Here is a 20324-nt window from a genome sequence, read left to right on the forward strand (position 1 = left end):
GCGGTTTGGGACCAGTTTATGAGGCTTCGGCTTCAGCGCTGTATTTGGCAAGCTCTTCTTTGAGCTCGTCCATTTTCTGCCGGACGCGTCTTTCCTGCAAGCCAAGCGCGCCTTCGATCTTTGTGGCCGCGTCACCCAGGCTGTCTTTCGCCTGCTCCAGAATATTGGTGGCCGAGTCTTTCAGGTCGCCGGCCGCTGTCGCGATCTGTTTGCGGGTTTCTTCCCCGGATTGCGGGGCAAACAATATAGCCAAAGTGACGCCGATGGCGGCTCCGCTGAAAACTCCCCAACCGAATTCTTTCGCGCCCATTTCTACCTCCTGTCAGACTTCGACTTCATAGGTCATCAAGTATAGCATCGCCGGCACCAGGTACAAAAAAATCATCGCCATGGCGACCACGCCGGAATCATTGAACAACAGCGCCGCGACACAGGCGCTTAACCCGCCGACCATTGTCGGTTTAAAATACGGGTATCTACAGACTACCAATTTTAGCAGATTACGCAGGCCATAAAAAGCTAAACCCAACGCCGTCGCCGAGGCAATGTTAACCCAGTTCCAGAAGGCGTATTGAACAAGCTTGATGTTCATGGCCACTTTACGGTCGATAATCGTGACCAGCGGCGCGGAACCCTCAGCTTGGATCTGGCTGGCCAGGCGCCCGATGTGAGATCCGGCGGCCGCGCCCTGTCCAAGGTCGTACAGGACAAAAGCGGCCACGGCAGCGGCTCCGCCGACGGCCAGGATCGCCAAATCACGAATCTTATAGCCGCCTCTGACGTACCCCAACGACATCAAGCCGAATCCGAGTATGGCAGCCAGGAAACCGCCGAATTCCGCGCCCAGTTGCGGCGCGCCGACCATTGCCGTGGCGATAAGCATGAGGCTTACCGCGACGATTTTTTTGACCGTCCCGGCCTCCCCGTCTTGCCAGCTCATGATATAGAAAAGGCCCAAGGTGAGACCGCCGATAAGGACCCCGACATATTCGTTGCCGAGGCCATAGAAGCGGGCGCCGACGACCACCGAATAACTTAGCAAAGAATCCTGGGCTAAGCTTCCGCCCACGGCCAGGTCGATCAACAGCGTCGCGGCAACGCTCAGGCCTACTATCCCCATAGCTTCGACCGGCGTTCTGGCTCGCCAGTAAACCAGCGCGGCGATAGCGGCTGTGCCGGCGACAATTTCCAGGAGTACCAGGGTTGTCGAGCTGTAGCTGAGCAGCGGAAGCAGGAGAACGACCAGCGGAATTACCGGTACCGACAATAGGAGCCACCGGATTTTGGCCGCCTTGGATCTAAACCGTTTGGGCAGCAGGAGCGCCATAAAGAGAATCAAAACCATGATGTCCCAGTAGGCGATGCCTCTCAGCACCGGATTCATCAGGTTTCTTATGGTCACCCAGCGTTCGCTGATGTCCACGGCCTTCGCCAGCGCTTCGTCGCCGGTTCCGGCAGTGAAAACAGGCCGTCCCGTAAACGCGGACGGTTGCTTGACGCCGAAGTGATTGAGAATCGTCGGCGCTATATCAATGTTTATAATAGCGGCGTCCCGCCTGGTGCTGGCTGAAGTCAAAAGACCGCGGCCGACGATGCCCGGACCGGCCATGACGACGGGGGTAACGATCCTGTTGGCCTTAACGTCCAACGCTGACGGCGTGGGCGTTACTACAATAACCAGGTCGTATTTCAAGTCTACGGAGTCCAGGATGCGGCCCAGGAACTCGTCGGCGCGAACCAAAGATTTTTTTATCAGCGTGCCTTCACGGCCGCCAGTGATGAAATCGCTTTCTTCCCGGATCCTGGTCGTATCGCCCCATTCAACCGCTACTACGTCCACTTTGCCGGAGGCGGCGGCAAAAGCGGCAAAAAGTTTGTCCGGGTCTGTGCGCCGTCCGGACGGGGCGCCGGCGTCCCTCATCGTTACATCGCGATCGAGCACGCCGTAATCGACCGTGCCTTGGCCGTTCATAAGGATGTCTATGGCGCTCCGGTTGTAGGCTTCCGAGTCGTCCGCGTTGCCGACCACGGCGGTTTTCAGCCCCGCGGCTTTAAGGGCGTCTCCCAACGCTCCGGGAACCGCGTCGGTCTGTTCGGTTATGTTCGCCTCAATAAGAGCGCCGATAGAAAGGTTGGCGGCTTGGGGATAGGAGAATGTCCGCCCGGTGCGTTCATTAAAAATGTCCGCGGCGTTCCGGCCTTCGACAGACTCCCTGGCGCCGAATCCTTCCAGGACGACCATGGTGCTTGTAGAGGTCGCGCTGGTCTTTAAGCCGATCGCCTTGTTGCCGGCGCCGATTGAAAGATATTGGGCTAAAGGATCGCCGGGCACCTGGCTGCGAACGCTGGCCAAACCAACGCCGCCGTTCTTGATGAGATCTTCCAGGTGGGGCATGCCAGCCGCTTCCATCTCTTTCAGATTAACCTGGTCAACGACGAAGATGACGACTTTACCGGCCTTTGGCGCGGCCAAGGCGGGCGCCGGAGTAAGTGACGAGGCGGCTATGGCAAACAGCGTCGCCGCGGCCGCCAGCCGGGCGCCAAACCGTTTAACTTTTCTTGGTAATGGCTTCATAGATCCGCTCGAGATCGTCGATAGTCGAAAACTCGATGTCGATCTTGCCTTTTTTCCGTCCCAAGTGGACTTTTATCGGGGCCTGCAGGAATTCGGAAAGCTTTTCCGCCAGGGCTGTCAGACCTTTTGGCTGCAACGGTTTGCGCCGCTGGGGCTCGCTGGCGATACCCTTGCGCCAGCGCCTGATGATATCCTCGATCTGGCGGACCGACAGGTCTTCCCTGACAATCCGGCGCGCCAGTTTGCCCTGGAAGGAATCTCCCTGCAAGGCCAGGAGGCTTCTGGCGTGGCCTGAAGTAATGTCTCCGCTGACAACCAGGCGCTGTATCTCGGGCGGCAGCTGCAGCAATCTCAGGGTGTTGGCTACGGTTGCCCTGTCTTTGCCGACGCGTTTGGCGATGTCGTTCTGGCTGATGTCAAAATCGTCGATTAGTTGACGGTAGGCTAGCGCTTCCTCGATCGCGTTCAGGTTCTCTCTTTGAATGTTTTCAACCAACGCCATCTCCAGAGATTCGGTATTGGTGGAAGTCCTGATGATGGCCGGGATTGTTTTTAGACCCGCTTTTTGGCAGGCCCGCCAGCGCCGCTCGCCGACCACCAGCTCGTAGACCTCTCCTGAAGGTCTGACCATGATCGGTTGGACGATGCCCAACTCCTTGATCGAAGCGACCAGTTCTTCCAAAGCCTGGTCGTCCATTTGTTTACGCGGCTGGTGGGGGTTCGGGACGATCTGGTCGATCGCGACATCTTTCAGATTGAGCGAGGCGGGTTGCTCCATCTTGACGATGGCGGCCTCCTTTGGCTGCTCGGCAGTCTTGGCCGCCGCGTCTTCAGTGACCTCTACCTGTGGTTCCTCTTCCGGCGTTTCTTGTTGTCCGGGCTCGGCTCCTCCTGTCGGAATCAGCGCCGATAGTCCCCGGCCTAGTCCTCTCTTAGCCATGTCTCATCACTTCCTCCGCTAACTCCTTATAGGCAACGGCTCCTCGCGACAGCGCGTCGTAGTTCGCGATCGGCTGCCCGAAACTGGGGGCCTCGCTTAACCGCACGCTTCTCGGGATAACCGTCATATAGACCTGCCCGGGGAAGTGGGTTCGCACTTCCGCCACCACCTCTTGGGCGATCTTTGTTCTGGCGTCAAACATCGTCAACAGCAATCCGGCCAACTTGAGGTCCGGATTCAGGTATTTCTTGACCTCGTTTATGCTCTCAAGCAACTGCGTTAAGCCCTCCAGCGCGAAGTATTCGCATTGCACCGGAATGACCAGCTCTTCCGCCGCCGTCAACGCGTTGACCGTCAAAAGACCTAGACTAGGCGGGCAATCTATGATGACATAGCTGAATTTGCCTTTCAGAGAGGAAACTATCTCGCGCATACGAGTCTCTCGGCTCATGACGTTGACTAGTTCAACTTGGGCGCCGACCAGTCGGAAACACGACGGGGCCAAATACAGGTGCTCGATACCCGCCGGCCGGATGATCGCGTCGATTTCCGCCCTTTTCATGAGCACTTCGTATACGCAGGTCTCCAGCGCATTCGGATCGATCCCCAGCCCGCTGGTTGCGTTGCCTTGGGGATCGAGATCTATCAACAATGTTTTATAACCGCTTAAGGCCAGGTAGGCCGCCAGATTGATGGATGTTGTCGTCTTGCCGACGCCGCCTTTTTGGTTGGCGACTACAATAACGCGTGTCGTTTCAACGGGCCTTCCCGGGGTACCGGGCGAGGCTCCGTTCGCCGCATTTGGCGCGTCCGCTTCGCCGTTTCCCCCCGGTGATCTGCCATGCAAACGCCCCAAACGCCCGCCGTCGACCGGCGCGGCCGGTTTGGTCGCGTCATGAACACCCACGTGCGTTATGTGTTCTTCGTTTTTCTTGTTTCTTCTGAATAAAGCCATTCCTAGCTCCCCGTCAAAGGACGTTTCAGGGGTACGCCGCACCGCCGAGGATATCTGGCGGGCGTCGGCCCGGTTTTTTCTATTTCCACTAAATAACGCTCAGCCGACACGAGCGGCACATCTACCTTGGTCACCGCTTTGAGCAGGCCGTTCAGCTCGGTTATCGCGAAGCCGGCCGAATCTGATTCCTCCGCCGCTTTTGGCCCGCGTTGAGCGACAAACGTCCCGCCTGACCTTAGAAAAGGCAGGGCGTATTCAACCAACGTCGGCAATGGCGCGACCGCTCGCGCGACAACACAGTCGTATCCCTCGCGCAGGGATTGATCGCGTCCGGCGTCTTCCGCCCTGGCGCAAACAACCTCCGCGTTCCTCAAGCCGAGCCGGGCAATGACCTCCCGGACGAAAGCCGAACGCTTAACCGACGAATCGAGCAAGGTTACAGACATATCGGGACGGGCGATGGCCAGCGGCAAACCAGGCAATCCCGCTCCCGAGCCGACATCTATCGTTCGAAGACAATTCTCCGGTATCGCAATCAGACAACTTAGGCTGTCCAGAAGATGGTGCGACAGCAACGTTTCGGCGTCTGGGGCCCCGACTAAATTGGCTCTCTTGTTGCCCTCCAGAAGCGCGGCAGCAAATATGTCAAATAATTCCAGTTGTTTTTGGCTGAGTAAAAGCCCAAAAACGCTTGCCCCTTTTTTCAGTTTTTCAAGGTCTAGTGTCATCATCTGTATTGATGCGCTCAAGATGCACCATGAGCAGGGATATGTCCGCGGGAGACACGCCTGAAACCCGGGCGGCCTGGCCGAGCGAACGCGGGCTTACGCGATTCAGCCTCTCTCTTGCTTCAAAGGATAACCCACTTAATTGATGGTAGTCAAGGTCGTCCGGCAGCCTCTTGCCCTCCAATCGACGATGCTTGGAGACCCGGTCGAGCTCCCTTTTGACATAGCCCGAATACTTGATGCCGACCTCTGACGTGACCCTTACGTCGTCCTCATATTCGCTGATGAAAGGACAAAACGGCACTAAATCGGCCAGCGTGACGCCGGGCCGCTTCAGAAGCGTCTCGGCGGCCACTGCTTGCTTGATCGGACCTCCGCCGCGCTGTTCCAACATCCCGTTGAGCCCCGGAGAAGGAGAGACGCGGACCTTTAGCAAGGCCTCTTCCAGCTCTTTGATCTCGGCTTCCCGACGCCTGAACCTGGCCCGCCGTTCGGGCGTGACCAGGCCGGCTTTCTCGCCCAAGGGGGTCAAGCGGAGGTCGGCGTTGTCGCTGCGCAGCATCAGACGAAACTCGGCTCGCGAGGTATAGACGCGATACGGTTCGGCTACGCCTTTGGTCACCAAGTCGTCGATCAGTACGCCAATATAGGCCTCGTCCCGACCGATAATCAGGGGTTCCTCAGCCCGGGCACACCGGGCTGCGTTGAGTCCGGCCAACAGACCTTGGGCGGCTGCTTCCTCGTAACCGGTCGTGCCGTTGACCTGCCCGGCTGTAAACAAACCGCGAACCGCCTTGACCTCCAGAGCAGACGTCAGTTGATCGGGTAAAACATAGTCGTAGGCGACCGCGTAGCCGGGTCGGGCGATAACAGCCCGCTCAAGCCCCGGGACCGTCCTGACGATGCCCGTCTGGATCTCGGCGGGCATGGCCGTCGTCAGACCCTGTAGATACATCTCCTCGGAATCCAAACCCTCGGGTTCGACGAAGACCGGATGGGTCGCCTTGTCGGGAAAGTTCAGTACCTTTCTGTCTATGGACGGGCAGTTCCGGGGTCCGTGCTCGGTAACGGCCCCCGATTTTATCGGCGAAAACTCGATGTTTTGCCTGATAAACTCGTGTGTTCCGGGCGTCGTATGGGTTAAGTGGCAAGGAATCTGCAAAGGCTGGACAGCCGGCGAAAGAAACGAAAAGTGGAGCGGCTCGGCGCTTCCCGGCTCGATTTTCATCGCCGCGAAATCGACCGATTTGCGGAACACGCGGGGCGGCGTAGCGGTTTGAAACCGCCCCAGGTCAAGTCCTGCCCGGCGTAGCGAGTCGCCCAGCTTCTCGGCCGGCGCCTCGCCCGTTCGTCCGCCGGGTTCCGTTTGGTCTCCCATGATAAGCCGGCCGTGAAGAAACGTCCCGGCCGTAACCACAACCGCCTTGGCGATCAGGCGGTCTCCGTTTGATAGCACCAGGCTATGAACGCGGTTGGTCCCGACAATCAGCTCGGCCGCTTCGCCCTCGATCAACGTTAACCCGGCGGCGGCCTCCAAAAGGCGCCTCATGCCGGCTGCGTAGAGTGCCTTATCAGCCTGGGCGCGAAGCGCCTGAACAGCCGGTCCTTTGCTGCCATTCAGCTTCTTGATCTGCAGTGACGTCTGGTCGATCAACAAGCCCATGGCGCCGCCAAGGGCGTCTATCTCCCGGACAAGTTGCCCCTTGCCGATGCCGCCGATAGAGGGGTTACAGGGCATGAGGGCGATGTGGCCCAACGACAGGGTGATCAAGGCTGTTCGCGCACCCGTTTTAGCTGCCGCTAAGGCTGCTTCACATCCGGCGTGGCCTGCGCCAATAACGACCACATCATAGTTGTTCGGGCTTCCGTTTTTCATCATGCTCCAGGGCGTTTCACGTGAAACGCCTTTATCGAGGGACGACTAAAACTATACCAAACGGGCGTTTCGCAGGCAAAAACAAGGACGCGCAAGCGTATCTTTATGGGGTTGCCCGTGCCGTATAAGTTAGGTCGGCGGACCGTTGTTTTTGGCTGATGGCAGGAGTTGGCCACAATGCTAGCTGGAAGCATAAGTAATGACCACAGGAATCGCTGTCATATTATTACTGCTAAAACCAGCAACTATTATTGCCAATACTTGGAATGAAAAACGACAAGAATTAACAGGCTCTACCACGGGGGGCTAGCGGCTGTTTTTTCTTGCCCACTAAGCACGACTCCGATCTACCAAACACGATTAGGGTTTTGCCCGACTTCTTTTGATGACTGTTTCAGGTCGTGTTCCCGCTCCACCACGCACGTGAATTAGCCGGTAAAGTAAGCGGCGTGTCAGTTCCCTGCCTGCCGGCAGGCAGGCTGCGGCGGATTTGCGGGGCGCCCCAGGATGACTGTTCTTATATCAGCTCCGAAAAACCATGCCTTAAAAGAGTCATCCTAAGGAGGCGCGTTAGCGCCGACGAGGGAACTGAGACGAGGCTTTCAAATCCAGGAGGAATCGTGTTTGGTGGATCGGAAAATAATCCTCGCTTCTGTTCGTGGAAAGGTGCGTTTGGGTCTAAGCCGCGGGCGGAGTTGTTGCGCGCCCCCTTGAGCTTTAGGGGTCGGTTCCCTCCTAACAGACGTGAGCTGATTTTCGCGCTCTGTGAGCGAAGCTTATAACCGGATTCCCATAGCACGCGAGAAGCAGTCATCTCTTCCTGTCCTTGATCTACTAGGCACGATTTTAGCTGGAGTGAAGGTTCTTGCTCCACCACGCACGTGAATTAGCCGGTAAAGTAAGCGGCGTGTCAGTTCCTGCGATTCGACAAAATACATCGAATCCCAGGATGACTGTTCGTGGTGGCCGACGGCAGGACCCGCGGCGGCTAACAGACGTGAGCTATTTTCCGATGCAGAATTCGGCGAAGATCCGGTTTAGGACTTCGTCGTCGACGGAGGTTCCCGTTATTTCGCCGAGGGCCGCCAAGGCGTCTCGTATTTCCGCGGACGCGAATTCTTCCGACAATCCTTCGCGTATCTCAGAGACGGCGCGACGAACAGACGTGAGGGCTCGGCGCAGCGCGTCGGCATGCCTGGCGTTGGAAACAAGAATGTCGTCGGTTGACAACACTCGGCCCGAAAAGACGGCTTCGCCAAACGCGGCCTCCAGTCTTTCGACGCCCTCGCCCGTCGCGGCTGATACGCGGACGACAATCCGGCCGGGGGCGGACACAGACTTTGCGGTCGCTTCGACATGCTTGGCGGAAGCAAGGTCGTTTTTGTTTACCGCTACGATAGTAGGCTTCCCCGAAGTTCCCTTTAATATAGTGTGGTCCTCCGGAAGCGCGCCCTGCGAAGCGTCGACCACTACCAGAATAAGATCGGCGGCGGCCAATGATTTGTGAGACAGCGCGACCCCGATGGCTTCGACCTCATCCGTCTCGTCGCGAATGCCGGCGGTGTCCGCCACAACAAACGGCACGCCGTTTATGCTTACGGTTTCCTCAATAATATCCCGGGTAGTTCCGGGAACAGACGTGACGATTGCCCGGTCTCTTTTTAGAAGCGCGTTTAGAAGCGAAGACTTGCCGACGTTCGGCCGGCCGACAATCACTAAACGGACGCCGTTTCTCAATATCTCTCCGTCGTGCGCAGTAGCGATCAGCTTGGCGATTCTTTCCGCGCACTTTTCAGCGTCTTTCCGGAGCTTTCCGCGCAACGGCGGCTCGATGTCTTCGTCTGAAAAATCAACCGCCGCTTCCAGACAGGCCCTCGTGTCGAGGAGCGCCCGGCTTATGGACGTGACTGTTTCTGAGAGGCCGCCCTCGAGCTGGCGTACGGCCAATCTCGCCGCCTTATCCGTCCGGGCTCGGATCGTGTCTATGACCGCCTCGGCCTGAGCCAAATCGATGCGGCCGTTTATAAAGGCTCTCTTGGTAAACTCTCCCGGTTCTGCCAGACGGGCGCCGGCCTCAAGGACCGCTTCTAGCGCGCGTCTAAGCGGCGCCGGCCCGCCGTGACAATTAATCTCGACCACGTCTTCGCGCGTATAGCTCTTGGGCGCCTTCATCACCGAGGCGAGGGCCTCATCAATTTCTTCGCCGGCGCGATCAATGATCCTGCCGTATGACATCTTGTAGCCAACCCTGTCCCGCAGGCGCTTTCCGTCCGTAGACAACCAGACGCTATCCGCGATGGCGATGGCCTTCGGGCCACTCAAGCGGACAATGCCGATGCCGGCTTCGCCCTGCGCTGTCGCTATGGCGGCAATAGTATCGCTTACCTTCATGCCTTGATTATAGTCTAATGGGGTTGGTTCGTGAAATGTCTGATTGTGGTATTTCGCGCCTTTGGTTTAATTTCACGTAATGGGGGCCCGAGCAGCTAAAAAGGGCGTTTCACGTGAAACAGTTTTAAGCGGTGTTTTTGTCGCTTGGGGAAATGATGATAAACCGGTACGGCTCCTCGCCGCAGCTTGTTGTTTTAATGTCCTCGCGTTCTGCCAGCGCGCAGTGCACGATCCGCCGCTCGTACGAATTCATCGGCTCCAGGGATATCTCTCTGTCTTCATCTAGGGCCTGCTCGGCGGTCTTAAGCGCGCACTTCTCGAGGCCGGCAAGCCGTTTCTCACGATATCCGGCGGCGTCTATAACGACCCTGTGCCACTCCTCCGTGTTGTGATTAACGGCTACGTTGAGCAGGCACTGCAGGGCGTTTAGCGTCTTTCCTCGCCCCCCTATCAAAACACTAAGATCTTCCCCCTCGATGTCTGCCCGCAGGGCGTCCTCGTCCTCGCTCACAGTCACGTCGGCCGATATGTCCATCAGCTCTAGCGTTTTGTTCAAAAGCTCCTGAAGCGTATCAGTTTTTCTTGCCACGGCCAGCCTTCTTCTGTTTAGGTTTGGGCTTGTTCTTCGGCGGCGAGATCCCCTTGTCCGAAGTCGCGCCCGCCGTTTGGCCCACCGGCCTTGGGCGAGTGTCCAGATACTTGTTGTCTATCCACTGCTGCAGAATCATGGCGGCGTTGAACACCGTCCAGTAAATCAGGACTCCGGCAGGCAGGCTAAAGGAGATGACGCCGATGATGACCGGCATAAAGGCCATCATTTTGGCCTGCGAGGGATCGGTCATGGTTTGTTTCTGAGACAAGAATTGCGTCCCGACGATCAGGATGACCAGCACGTAGTAGGGCCAGGCCTGGGCTACATCGCTGCCAAAATTGCTGGCCGCCTTGCTCAGGTCAACTATCGGGCCGAAGCCCTGGCCCTTAAACAGCGGCTGCCGGAGAAGCGTAAAGAGAGCGAAAAAGATGGGCATCTGCAAAAGAATCGGCAGACATCCCCCGAACGGGCTCACTTTGTGTTCCTTGTACAGGGCCATTTGGGCCTGCGCGAGTTTCTCCCGGTCGCCCTTATGCTTCTCCTGCAGCTCCTTGAGCAGCGGCTGAACCCTTTGGACGTCCTTCATGGCCCGCGTCTGCTTAAAGGTCAAGGGGATTAATACGATGCGCACCGTTAACGTCAGCAGGATTATCGACCAGCCCCAGCTATTGACGTAACCATAGAAGAAGTCGAGAACGAGGTGGAGCACATCGACAATGGGCTGCAGTATTTGTGTCATCTAGCTTGTCCGCCTTTGCTTGACCGGATCGTAACCGCTCTGTCCCCAAGGATTGCAGCGGGTGATCCTCTTAGCCGCCAGCCAGCCTCCGCGCCAGGCCCCGTACTTCCTAATGGCCTCCGCCGCATAATTTGAGCAAGACGGCGTAAACCTGCAGGACGGGCGCAGCATCTTTCCCAAAGTCAGCTGATACGTCTTGATTAGCGCCAAGAGAACCGTTCTCATGATCCGGTCTCCTTGATTATAAGTTCGGCGGCCTCGTCCAGGAGCGCCGCTAGTTCACTTACCAATATTTGGTAATTTGCTTTTGCCGCCGGCGCCCTCGCGATGATTACGACATCGGCGCCGGCTATCTTTCGGCCGGCCCTGGCAGCGAACGCCTCACTCAGCCTTCGCCGAGTCCTGTTTCTGACCACGGCCGCGCCTACCTTGCGGCTGACCGACAGGCCCAAGCGGCCGCTGCCCTGTTCCGGCAAAACATAAATGACCAAATGCCGCCCGGCAACAGATAAGCCTCGGCCATAGACCCGTTTAAAGTCGGATGAAGAACGAAGGCGTGCTGTCCTGGGCAGCATAATAACCCGCGAGGGCTATACTGAAAGTCTCTCGCGCTGCTTCCTGCGACGGCCCCTGATCACGTCACGGCCGCCGGCTGTGCTCATTCTTTTCCGAAAGCCGTGCGTTCTGGCGCGCGGCTTTGTTTTCGGTTGATATGTTCTTTTCATAGCATAGGTATTATACGGGGCGGGGTTGTGGGTGTCAATTTGGCGATATATAATGATTTTCCGCCCGTTCATTTAAGGGCCTTCCCGGCGCGAACACCTGTTCTGCTTTCGCCGGCGGCTGAACGGGCCGGCGGAAGGGCAGAGGCCGGTTTTTCAAGCCACCAGCAGGTTTAGGTGGACTACCCGGAAGAAGCGCCGAGAGTTTTCCACCGCTGTGGAAAGTCCTGTGGACAAGAGGACGATTTGCCAGGCGGGAAGATGCCACCAAGCGGATTTTCGGAGCTATCGACGACTTGCCGGACGACGTTCTCCGACTAACTTTATTAACAGGCTGTGGAATATCTGTGTTCCGGGAGGGCGTTTGCGAAATCCGCTCACGGGCCGGATGAAAGATGCCGGTCCGCCAGAAAACAAAGAAGAAAACGCCGGCCCGATGGTCCGTGTCGCTGTTTATGACAACCTTTCCTCTTTGCCTCGCGTGGTCGAGTTAACGGGCCGCGACTGCCGTGAATTTGTCGACCTCATGGCCAACAAGACCTACGAGCTCTCTCAGGCCAAAGGGGGGCGGATCCCGTTTACGGTCATCCGCGAAGTCGTTGAGAACCTGGTTCATGCTTACTTCGAGGAGGCCGTTGTGACGATTCTCAACGACGGCAACACCATAAAGGTTTCCGACCAGGGGCCAGGCATCCGAGACAAAGAGGCCGCTTTCTCTCCCGGCTTCAGCACGGCGACGCGAGAGATGAAGGGCGTCATCCGCGGGGTGGGCTCCGGCTTGCCCGTTGCCAGGGAAATGATTGAGGTCGCCGGCGGTAAAATTACGGTTGAGGACAATTTAAGCCGCGGCGCCGTCGTCACCCTGTCGTTGGGGCCCATGCCGGCCGAGCCCGAGCGGGCGCCGAAGCCCATTGTCGAGGAGAAAGAGGTTCCGGAGGCGGCGCTTACCGACCGCCAGAAGCGCGTGCTTTTCCTGGTCACCGAGCTCGGCGCGCTGGGCCCGTCAAGAATCGCGAACGAGCTGGGGATATCTTTGAGCAGCGCTCACCGGGACCTGGTTTTCCTGGAGGGGCTGGGCCTGATAGAAATGACCGCCCACGGCAAGCGCGCGTTAAGCGCCCTTGGCGTAGATTATTTAGAACACATGGAGGGATAGGGTTTTGGCGACCGAGCTCGACGCTGTTTGGGAAAAATCTCTTGACCGTATCAAGTCGCGGCTTCCCGCCGTGGCTTTTAATACCTGGTTCAAAAACACCGTGCCCGTGGCCATCCACGAAGGCAGTTTTGTTATCTCCACCCCCAATAAGTTCACTAAGGAGTGGATCGAGGCTCGCCACCTCGGCTTGATCAAGAACGTTCTTCAAGAGACAATGGGGGCGGATGGGGCGGATCTTGATGTTAGGGTTACGGTCCGCCGCGACCAACCCGCCGCCGGAGGCCAATCCTCGCAGGTCGGGCAGTCGGCAGCCGCTCGGGCGGATGACGGCTCAGGCGGACAGCCCGTGGCGGTGGCCGAGCGGCGCGCCGCGCCCCGAGTCGGCCCCTCCGGCCAGTTCAACCCGCGCTATGTTTTTGACACCTTCGTGGTCGGGGACTCCAACCGGTTTGCTCACGCCGCCTCTATCGCCGTGGCCGAGAAGCCGGCCGTGGCCTATAATCCCCTCTTCGTATACGGCGGCTCCGGGCTTGGTAAGACGCACCTCCTTCACGCCATCGGCGTTTACGGCAGCTCGCTCTTCCCGGACATGAGCGTGCGCTATGTTACCGGCGAGACTTTTACCAACGAGCTTATCCAGTCGATCATGAACAAAACGCCGCTGCCCTTCCGTAAGAAATATCGCGACGTCGACCTGCTCTTAATCGATGACATTCAATTCATCATAGGAAAAGAAGGAACCCAAGAGGAGTTCTTCCACACTTTTAATACCCTTTATGAGGCGCACAAACAGATCGTTGTCTCTAGCGACCGCCCGCCAAAAGAAATGCCCACCCTGGAGGAGCGGCTACGCAGCCGGTTTGAGTGGGGCCTTATCGTCGACATCCAGCCGCCGAACCTTGAAACGAGGATCGCTATTTTACACAAAAAGGCCGTTATGTCGGGCGTCGACGTGAGCGACGAGGTGCTTCGCTTTATCGCGGGGAAAAGACAACTTAACGTAAGGGAGCTTGAGGGAACACTGACCCGCGTTGCCGCCTTCGCGGATCTAACCAACAGCGAGGTGGACGTGGCGCTGGCCAAAGATATCCTTAAGGATATTCTCCCCGAGGCCAGACCTCGCAAGATTTCCATCAGGATGATTATAAACGAAACCTCGAAGTACTTTGGGGTGTCCGCGGCCGACATTACTGGCTGCAGCCGCTTACGTCAGATTGTTTATCCTCGTCAGGTGGCCATGTATTTAACCAGAGAGCTAACCGACCATTCGCTGCCAAAGATTGGCGAGGATTTCGGCGGGCGTGACCACACAACGGTTATGCACTCTATTAATAAGGTCGGCGCGGCCGTTAAGAAAAGCCCTGAAACAAAAGCGCAGGTACAGGAATTAAATAACAGAATTCAACAGAAGGATTCTTAATAAAGGCCGTTTTATTTCTTCTTTGTTTTTTTGTGGAGAAAAAAGACAAATTGTCAACATCTTTTACATAGGCGCTTTTCATTGTAGACTTAGTGGTTGTTGGGGTTGTTAACATTTCAACAGGACCTACTATTACTACTAATTATTTATATAGTTAGCAGAAAAGTACTTTCTCTGTGATAAAACAAGGAGAGATTTTATGAAACTTCACTGTGACCGGGAGAAACTTTTAGAAGCCATGCAAACATGCCAACGCGCTATCTCGGGAAAAAGTATGCTCCCGATTCTAAGCGGCATTCTTTTTAAAACGGAAAACAACAGTCTTGTGTTAAGCGCGACGGATCTTGAAATCAGCATAAGAACAGAAGTCGAGGTTGAAGCGAAGGAACAAGGCAACATGGTTATCCCGGCCAGGCTGGTAATGGACATCTTAAATAGCCTGGAGAATGAAAAAGTAGAATTTGTGTCAACCGGAGAGACGGGGCCGATGGAAATCATGGCCGGAGACAGTAAATTTTCTTTAAGCATTCAACAGGAAGAAGATTTTCCGAAGATTCCTGAAGCCGGAGAAAAACCATCCTGTGAGATAGCGGGAGCAGAATTTACCAGGGCAACCAGAGAGGTTGTAAAAGCAGCGTCAAGAGACGAGAGCAAACCGGTTCTGACCGGCGTTCTTGTTGAGATAACCAAAGACATGCTGAAAATGGTGGCAACAGACAGCTATCGCCTGGCGGTCTACGAAACAAAGATAAGCGACGGACCAACAGACACGATAAACATCATTGTGCCGGCTCGCAGCCTACGGGAGTTAAACAGGATTCTGTCAGCGGCGGAAAGCAAGCGCGTGTCGGTGAGCCTGACGGAAAATCAGGTTATTTTTAAAGCCGGCAGCGTGGAGATGATTTCACGGCTGATAGACGGGGAGTTTCCCAACCACAAACAGATCATTCCCGAAGGATATGAGAAAATAATCAAGATGGATAAGAATAAAGCGCTAGGGAGCATAAAGCGAGTCGCCATCCTGGCCCAAAACAACGCGCCCATTAAGATGACGGCCACCAATAACACGATAGTGGTTTCCGCCAGCACCCAAGACGTCGGCGAAGCGATAGAAAGATTCGAGGCGGAATATTCGGGAGAAGAGGTAAAAATCGCCTTCAACCCGGACTATCTGCTGGACGGCATATCCAGCGTAGAAGAAGACGCCTTTGCCCTGGAAATAACAGACCCCCTAAAGCCAGCCATGATTAAGCCAGTCGAGGACAAGACCTTTCAGTACCTTATTATGCCGGTGCGCCTGACCTAATCGTTGTGAACTTCTGGCAAAGCGCAATCCTCGGATTAATACAAGGGCTGACCGAGTTTCTCCCCGTCAGCAGCTCCGCCCACCTGGTCATTGCGCCGCACGTGTTGGGCTGGGCCCAACCTTCGGTTTTTTTCGACGTTGTGCTACACGCGGGGACACTTTTGGCCGCGATTTTATATTTCCGCCGCGATCTCGCCCCCATGATTACCAAACAATCTCGAACACTCCGCGACAAAGACGGCCGCATAAACACGCTTTGGCTCTTACTGCTGGCAACCATCCCGGCCGCCGGACTGGGATTTATTTTTAAGAGCGGCCTTGAAAGCTATTTTGACAATCCGGCCGCGGCGGCCACCCTTCTTATCGTTACGGGATTTATCATGACGGCGGCGGACCTCTTGGGCAGACAAAAGAAAAAGATGGAAGAGACGTCGCCGGCCGCCGCTTTACTAATAGGCGCTTTTCAGGCGCTGGCGATCCTGCCGGGCATTTCGCGCTCCGGAGCGACCATCTCGGCCGGAATGTTTGCCGGCCTGAAGAGAGAGGACGCCACCAGGTTCGCGTTCCTGCTTTCTGTTCCCATAATTGCCGGGACGGCTATTTATAAGACCAAAGACGTTATTGAGGCCGGCGGGGCCGCGGCGCAGCTCCTGGCCAGTCTGCCAGGCGCCCTGGTGGCAGCAACCGCGGGCTACTTGGCGATCCGCTTTATGTTGAAATATTTGGCGGGCCACCGGCTGACCGTTTTCGCCGTATATTGCTGGGCGGCCGGTGGCCTGTTTCTGTTGACACGCTAAAGACGCCACGCCTATACTGGCATAAGACAAATAAATACCTCGTTAGGTGAGGCTCCAGCACAAGAATAAGCCATTGCCCAGAAACGTCCAAAGACGCCAACGGGTACACCAGATATTACCGGCTTAAGGTTTTATCTAAGATGGCTGTCCAGGCAACAACGAAGGACTACGGTGTGCTGTGCCAAAGCTCTACGAGAGGGGAAGCGCATCAGACAGATAAAGATACGGTAGATACACGCGGGCCTTCCCCCAAAGGGGAGGCTTTTATGTTTTACGCCAGCAAACTGCAAAAAAATACCGCCATCGACCCGCTGGGCACGCACTCCGGCAGCCTGGTCGACCTGGTCGTCTCCCTCAAAGACAAATACCCGCCCGTAACGGGCATCGTTCTAAAGACGTCCAAGCGCGGGGAGGTTGTCATACCGTGGGAAGCGCTGCGAGGCTTCGAGGAATCACGCGTTCTGCTGGCCGGCAAGCTCTCCGACATAAAGTCCCGGGCGATTAAGAAAGACGAAATACGCCTCATCAGAGATGTTCTGGACAAACAAATCGTCGACACGGAAGGACGCAAGGTAATCCGCGTGCAAGACATCCAGCTGGCGCGCGTGGACCGCAAAGTAAGAGTCATAGCCGTTGACGTTAGCGGCCGGGCGATTCTGCGGCGTCTGGGCGTCGGGCGAATCAGCGACATGGTGCCGTCCCGCATCGCCCCCGGACACAACTATATCGACTGGGCCAACGTCGACCTGATCGGGAGCGGCGTGGACGCCGTGAAGCTAAAGGTCGCCCACGATAAATTGTCCCTGCTTCACCCCGCGGACATCGCCGATATCGTCAACGAGCTGTCGCCGGACGATCGGGTCGCCCTCTTGGAGTCGCTGGCCAAAGAGGTCGCCGCCGACACGGTCGAGGAAATGACGCCGGAGCACCAGGCCGGGGCTTTGACCGATATGGCGCCGCGGAAGGCCGCCGAAATCCTCAAGGAAATGGAGCCGGACGACGCCGCCGACCTGCTGGCCGACCTCCCGGACGAAAAAGCGGCCGAGCTTTTGAGCATCATAAAAAAAGAAGAGGCGGACGAGCTGCGTGAACTATTAAGCCACGCCGAAGACTCGGCCGGCGGCATCATGACGACGGAATTCATCGCCCTTCCGGAGAAGCTCACAATACAGCAGGCCATCGAGCACATGCGGAAAATGGAGCCGGACGCGGAGACGATTTATTACGCGTACGTCGTGGACAAAGACGAAAAGCTAAAGGGCGTGCTCAGCTTAAGGAAAATGATTGTCAGCAAGCCGGACATGAAAATCAAGGACCTAATGGAGGCCAACCCTGTGGCCGTAAATGTTAAAGACGACCAGAAGGAAGCGGCCAAGGTAATCGCCAAGTATAACCTGCTGGCCGTGCCGGTCGTCGACGACGAAGGCCGCCTGGAGGGGATTGTGACCGTGGACGACGCCATCGACGTGGTCATCCCGACCGCCTGGAAGAAAAGGTTCTCGCACATCTGATGGACAAAGAAGGGCCCGGCCGATGTTTAAGAAAATACGCAAGCCGAACTGGAAAACAATCGCGCTCTTCCTGGCCGTCATCGGCCCGGGCATCATCACCGCCAACGTCGACAACGACGCCGGCGGCATCGCCACCTATTCGATAGCAGGCGCCACTTACGGATATAAACTGCTCTGGGCCATGGTCCCCATCGCTATCGCCCTGATCGTCGTCCAGGAAACAGCCTCCCGGTTAGGCGTGGTCACGGGCAAGGGCTTCGCCGATTTGATTCGGGAGCACTACGGGATCCGGATTACCTTCTTTGTCATGATGACGCTCCTTTTTGTGAACCTGGCCAACACGATGGCGGAGTTCGCCGGCTGGGCGGCGGCGATGGAGATCTTTGGCGTCACAAAGTATATTTCGGTGCCGATCGCGGCCGCTGTGGTCTGGTTGCTTGTGGTCAAGGGGACATATCGGGCGGTAGAAAAGATTTTTCTGATATTCGCGACGATTTATCTAACCTATATTGTTTCCGGTTTTATGGCCCACCCCGATTGGGGGATGGCGGTCAAGAACACACTGATTCCGACCATCCAGCCGACAACCGGCTTTTTGATAGCGCTGATCGCCGTGGTCGGCACGACCATAGCTCCCTGGATGCAGTTTTATCTCCAGTCCGCCGTGGTCGAAAAGGGCATAAAAATCGACCAGTATAAGGCGACGAGAATCGACGTTGTGGTCGGCTGTTTGTTCGCCAACGTCGTGGCCTACTTCATCGTTATCGCCTGTGCCGCGACGCTCTATAAAAACGGCGTCATGGTAAATTCCGCGAAAGACGCCGCGCTGGCGCTCGCGCCGCTGGCCGGCAAATACGCCACCATCCTGTTTGCCGTCGGCTTAGCCAACGCCAGCCTGTTTGCCGCCTCGATCCTGCCCTTATCCACGGCTTACTCCGTGTCGGAAGGAATGGGCTGGGAGGGCGGCGTCAACACGACGTTTAAAACCGCCCCCCACTTCAACTGGATCTACACGGGCTTGATAGTCATCGGCGCGGCCACGGTGCTCATTCCCGGCGTGCCCCTACTCGGCATTCTATATATGTCGCAATTCTTAAACGGCCTTCTGCTGCCGGTCACTATGATTTTCGCGGTCCTCCTGGTCAACAAGAAAGAGTTGATGGGAGAGCACGTGAATGGAAAGATATATAATGTAATCGGTTGGACGTCGGCGGCCGCGGTCGTTGCGTTGTCGCTGATGTTAGCTGTCACGACGATTGCTCCGAACCTTTTCGGGTAGCGCCAAGCCGAAAGCAACGGACCACAATAAATATTCTTCGAGCGAGCGCAGCGAGTCGAGAAGCAACAATACGGAGGCGCGCAACATGCACGAAGCGATTCTGTACGACAAGATGGACGGCGGAAAAGTTAATTGCCGGGTGTGTCCGCGGCTGTGCGTGGTCGCCGACGGGAAAACCGGCTATTGCTGCGTGCGGGGCAACCGCGAAGGGTCTTTCTATTCCCTGACCTACGGCAAGATCACCAGCGCGGCAATCGACCCCATCGAGAAGAAACCTCTGTTTCACTTCCATCCGGGAACCCGCGTCTTCTCCGTCGGCTCAGCGGGCTGCAATCTGCGCTGCGCCCACTGTCAGAACTGGGAGATTGCCCACGACAAACCGGGGGAGGATGATTTAGCCCGCATGGCCGGCTTGTCCCCAGAAGCCGCGATCGCCGCGGCTCTGGAAAACGGGTGCGCCGGCATCGCCTGGACATATAACGAGCCGACGATTTGGCTGGAGTACACCATCGACACCGCCAAGCTGGCCAAGGAAGCCGGCCTATATACGGTTTACGTAACTAACGGATACGCGACCCTGGACGCCGTCGACGCTATCGGACCGGTCTTGGGCGCTTACCGCGTCGACGTAAAGGGTTTTACCGACGAACTGTATTTGAAACTCGCCAACGCCAGGAACTGGCGGACAATACTGGCGGCCGCTGAGCGCGCCAAGAAAAAATGGGCTTGCCATGTTGAAATCGTGACCAACGTCATACCCACCATGAACGATGACGACGCGCAGCTGAAAGATATCGCCGAGTGGATCCGCGACGCGCTGGGACCGGAGACGCCCTGGCACGTTACTCGGTTCATGCCCTATCTGGAGCTGTCGCACTTGCCGCCGACACCGGTCGCTACGCTTGAACGAGCGCGAGCCATCGGCCAAGGGGCCGGGTTGAGGTTCGTTTACATAGGGAATGTTCCCGGGCATGAAGGAGAAAACACCTTCTGTCCCAAATGTGGCGCTGTCGCGATTGAAAGAAGCGGATATACAACATCGTTAAAAGGGATTGCCGAAAGCGGCAACTGCGCTGAATGCGGCGAGCCGCTCGGGTTCGTCCAGTAGCTTAAGCGGATTTCGCGCGTCTTAAGCTTTCCGGCAGTTTCATGCCGACCCAGCCTAGTGTTTTCCCTAGTATTTTAGCAAGTTGCGACGAGGGCATTGACACTCGTTATCATAGGCGTATCCTGTAGTCAGAAGATGCAGAACGTAAGACAAAAACCCAAATTTAATATGGAGGGGTTCGCATCTGCGGACACCAAGGACGCAATGATCCGCGACCTGAAAAGGTGGT

The 20324-nt window shown here is 56.6% G+C and carries 19 protein-coding genes and 1 riboswitch; of the genes, 7 read left to right on the top strand and 12 right to left on the bottom strand.

Translation table 11 applies throughout. From position 1 onward, the window contains the following. Nucleotides 1-16 precede the first annotated feature (16 nt). From WC891_03430 to rpmH, 12 genes are all read right to left on the bottom strand, one after another. Complete coding sequence (locus WC891_03430; GenBank protein MFA5867000.1) at nucleotides 17-310, bottom strand: YtxH domain-containing protein; 294 nt, start codon at nucleotides 308-310, stop codon at nucleotides 17-19. 12 nt (nucleotides 311-322) lie between these two features. Next, nucleotides 323-2575 carry a hypothetical protein gene (locus WC891_03435; protein MFA5867001.1) on the bottom strand — a complete coding sequence of 751 codons (2253 nt, stop codon included), beginning with the start codon at nucleotides 2573-2575 and terminating at the stop codon, nucleotides 323-325. After that, entirely contained in the window at nucleotides 2550-3515 is a 966-nt protein-coding gene (locus WC891_03440; GenBank protein ID MFA5867002.1) for a ParB/RepB/Spo0J family partition protein, read from the bottom strand. Before WC891_03440 ends, WC891_03435 begins: the two co-directional genes overlap by 26 nt. Further along, on the bottom strand, nucleotides 3508-4257 hold the full coding sequence (locus WC891_03445; protein ID MFA5867003.1) for an AAA family ATPase: 750 nt from the start codon (nucleotides 4255-4257) through the stop codon (nucleotides 3508-3510). Before WC891_03445 ends, WC891_03440 begins: the two co-directional genes overlap by 8 nt. Before the next feature lie 215 nt (nucleotides 4258-4472). Then, entirely contained in the window at nucleotides 4473-5201 is a 729-nt protein-coding gene (gene rsmG / locus WC891_03450) for a 16S rRNA (guanine(527)-N(7))-methyltransferase RsmG (protein ID MFA5867004.1), read from the bottom strand. Next, complete coding sequence (gene mnmG / locus WC891_03455; protein ID MFA5867005.1) at nucleotides 5182-7077, bottom strand: tRNA uridine-5-carboxymethylaminomethyl(34) synthesis enzyme MnmG; 1896 nt, start codon at nucleotides 7075-7077, stop codon at nucleotides 5182-5184. The genes rsmG and mnmG overlap by 20 nt, the downstream gene beginning before the upstream one ends. A gap of 999 nt (nucleotides 7078-8076) precedes the next feature. Further along, a complete protein-coding gene (gene mnmE, locus WC891_03460; protein ID MFA5867006.1) occupies nucleotides 8077-9465 on the bottom strand; it encodes a tRNA uridine-5-carboxymethylaminomethyl(34) synthesis GTPase MnmE in 1389 nt (462 codons plus the stop codon). 124 nt (nucleotides 9466-9589) lie between these two features. Next, nucleotides 9590-10054, bottom strand: coding sequence for an RNA-binding cell elongation regulator Jag/EloR (gene jag, locus WC891_03465; protein MFA5867007.1), 465 nt, complete (start codon nucleotides 10052-10054; stop codon nucleotides 9590-9592). Continuing rightward, nucleotides 10038-10796, bottom strand: coding sequence for a YidC/Oxa1 family membrane protein insertase (locus tag WC891_03470; protein MFA5867008.1), 759 nt, complete (start codon nucleotides 10794-10796; stop codon nucleotides 10038-10040). The genes jag and WC891_03470 overlap by 17 nt, the downstream gene beginning before the upstream one ends. Next, nucleotides 10797-11021: a membrane protein insertion efficiency factor YidD gene (yidD, locus tag WC891_03475; protein MFA5867009.1), complete on the bottom strand. Its 225-nt coding sequence runs from the start codon at nucleotides 11019-11021 to the stop codon at nucleotides 10797-10799. Beyond that, nucleotides 11018-11371, bottom strand: a complete 354-nt coding sequence (rnpA, locus tag WC891_03480; protein ID MFA5867010.1) for a ribonuclease P protein component — start codon at nucleotides 11369-11371, stop codon at nucleotides 11018-11020. Before rnpA ends, yidD begins: the two co-directional genes overlap by 4 nt. Before the next feature lie 15 nt (nucleotides 11372-11386). After that, nucleotides 11387-11521, bottom strand: coding sequence for a 50S ribosomal protein L34 (gene rpmH / locus WC891_03485; GenBank protein MFA5867011.1), 135 nt, complete (start codon nucleotides 11519-11521; stop codon nucleotides 11387-11389). Between the two features lie 361 nt (nucleotides 11522-11882). On the opposite strand from rpmH, the gene WC891_03490 reads away from it, so the two are divergent. From WC891_03490 to amrS, 7 genes are all read left to right on the top strand, one after another. Continuing rightward, nucleotides 11883-12674: an ATP-binding protein gene (locus WC891_03490; GenBank protein MFA5867012.1), complete on the top strand. Its 792-nt coding sequence runs from the start codon at nucleotides 11883-11885 to the stop codon at nucleotides 12672-12674. A 4-nt stretch (nucleotides 12675-12678) separates the two neighbouring features. Beyond that, entirely contained in the window at nucleotides 12679-14094 is a 1416-nt protein-coding gene (gene dnaA, locus WC891_03495) for a chromosomal replication initiator protein DnaA (protein ID MFA5867013.1), read from the top strand. Nucleotides 14095-14293: 199 nt separating this feature from the next. After that, complete coding sequence (gene dnaN, locus WC891_03500) at nucleotides 14294-15400, top strand: DNA polymerase III subunit beta (GenBank protein MFA5867014.1); 1107 nt, start codon at nucleotides 14294-14296, stop codon at nucleotides 15398-15400. Nucleotides 15401-15405: 5 nt separating this feature from the next. Next, nucleotides 15406-16197, top strand: a complete 792-nt coding sequence (locus tag WC891_03505) for an undecaprenyl-diphosphate phosphatase (GenBank protein MFA5867015.1) — start codon at nucleotides 15406-15408, stop codon at nucleotides 16195-16197. A gap of 31 nt (nucleotides 16198-16228) precedes the next feature. Next, a riboswitch (M-box (ykoK) riboswitch) is annotated at nucleotides 16229-16404 on the top strand. Between the two features lie 59 nt (nucleotides 16405-16463). Next, nucleotides 16464-17708 (top strand): CBS domain-containing protein, encoded by a 1245-nt coding sequence (locus WC891_03510; protein ID MFA5867016.1) that lies wholly within the window; start codon nucleotides 16464-16466, stop codon nucleotides 17706-17708. A gap of 22 nt (nucleotides 17709-17730) precedes the next feature. After that, the gene (locus tag WC891_03515) at nucleotides 17731-18987 is read left to right on the top strand and encodes an Nramp family divalent metal transporter (protein MFA5867017.1); all 1257 of its coding nucleotides are present in this window, start codon (nucleotides 17731-17733) and stop codon (nucleotides 18985-18987) included. A gap of 85 nt (nucleotides 18988-19072) precedes the next feature. Then, nucleotides 19073-20095 carry an AmmeMemoRadiSam system radical SAM enzyme gene (gene amrS / locus WC891_03520; protein MFA5867018.1) on the top strand — a complete coding sequence of 341 codons (1023 nt, stop codon included), beginning with the start codon at nucleotides 19073-19075 and terminating at the stop codon, nucleotides 20093-20095. The last annotated feature ends 229 nt before the right edge of the window (nucleotides 20096-20324 follow it).

It is taken from the genome of Actinomycetota bacterium, from assembly GCA_041658625.1.
GTDB lineage: Bacteria > Actinomycetota > JAHEXW01 > JAHEXW01 > JAHEXW01 > JBAZZW01.

Bases quoted from the DNA above. Each gene is read 5' to 3' on its own strand.
- rpmH (MFA5867011.1), bottom strand. From the start codon at position 11,521: ATGAAAAGAACATATCAACCGAAAACAAAGCCGCGCGCCAGAACGCAC.
- WC891_03470 (MFA5867008.1), bottom strand. From the start codon at position 10,796: ATGACACAAATACTGCAGCCCATTGTCGATGTGCTCCACCTCGTTCTC.
- rnpA (MFA5867010.1), bottom strand. From the start codon at position 11,371: ATGCTGCCCAGGACAGCACGCCTTCGTTCTTCATCCGACTTTAAACGG.
- dnaN (MFA5867014.1), top strand. From the start codon at position 14,294: ATGAAACTTCACTGTGACCGGGAGAAACTTTTAGAAGCCATGCAAACA.
- mnmE (MFA5867006.1), bottom strand. From the start codon at position 9,465: ATGAAGGTAAGCGATACTATTGCCGCCATAGCGACAGCGCAGGGCGAA.
- WC891_03510 (MFA5867016.1), top strand. From the start codon at position 16,464: ATGTTTTACGCCAGCAAACTGCAAAAAAATACCGCCATCGACCCGCTG.
- amrS (MFA5867018.1), top strand. From the start codon at position 19,073: ATGCACGAAGCGATTCTGTACGACAAGATGGACGGCGGAAAAGTTAAT.
- WC891_03430 (MFA5867000.1), bottom strand. From the start codon at position 310: ATGGGCGCGAAAGAATTCGGTTGGGGAGTTTTCAGCGGAGCCGCCATC.
- mnmG (MFA5867005.1), bottom strand. From the start codon at position 7,077: ATGATGAAAAACGGAAGCCCGAACAACTATGATGTGGTCGTTATTGGC.
- WC891_03440 (MFA5867002.1), bottom strand. From the start codon at position 3,515: ATGGCTAAGAGAGGACTAGGCCGGGGACTATCGGCGCTGATTCCGACA.
- yidD (MFA5867009.1), bottom strand. From the start codon at position 11,021: ATGAGAACGGTTCTCTTGGCGCTAATCAAGACGTATCAGCTGACTTTG.
- rsmG (MFA5867004.1), bottom strand. From the start codon at position 5,201: ATGATGACACTAGACCTTGAAAAACTGAAAAAAGGGGCAAGCGTTTTT.
- WC891_03515 (MFA5867017.1), top strand. From the start codon at position 17,731: ATGTTTAAGAAAATACGCAAGCCGAACTGGAAAACAATCGCGCTCTTC.
- WC891_03435 (MFA5867001.1), bottom strand. From the start codon at position 2,575: ATGAAGCCATTACCAAGAAAAGTTAAACGGTTTGGCGCCCGGCTGGCG.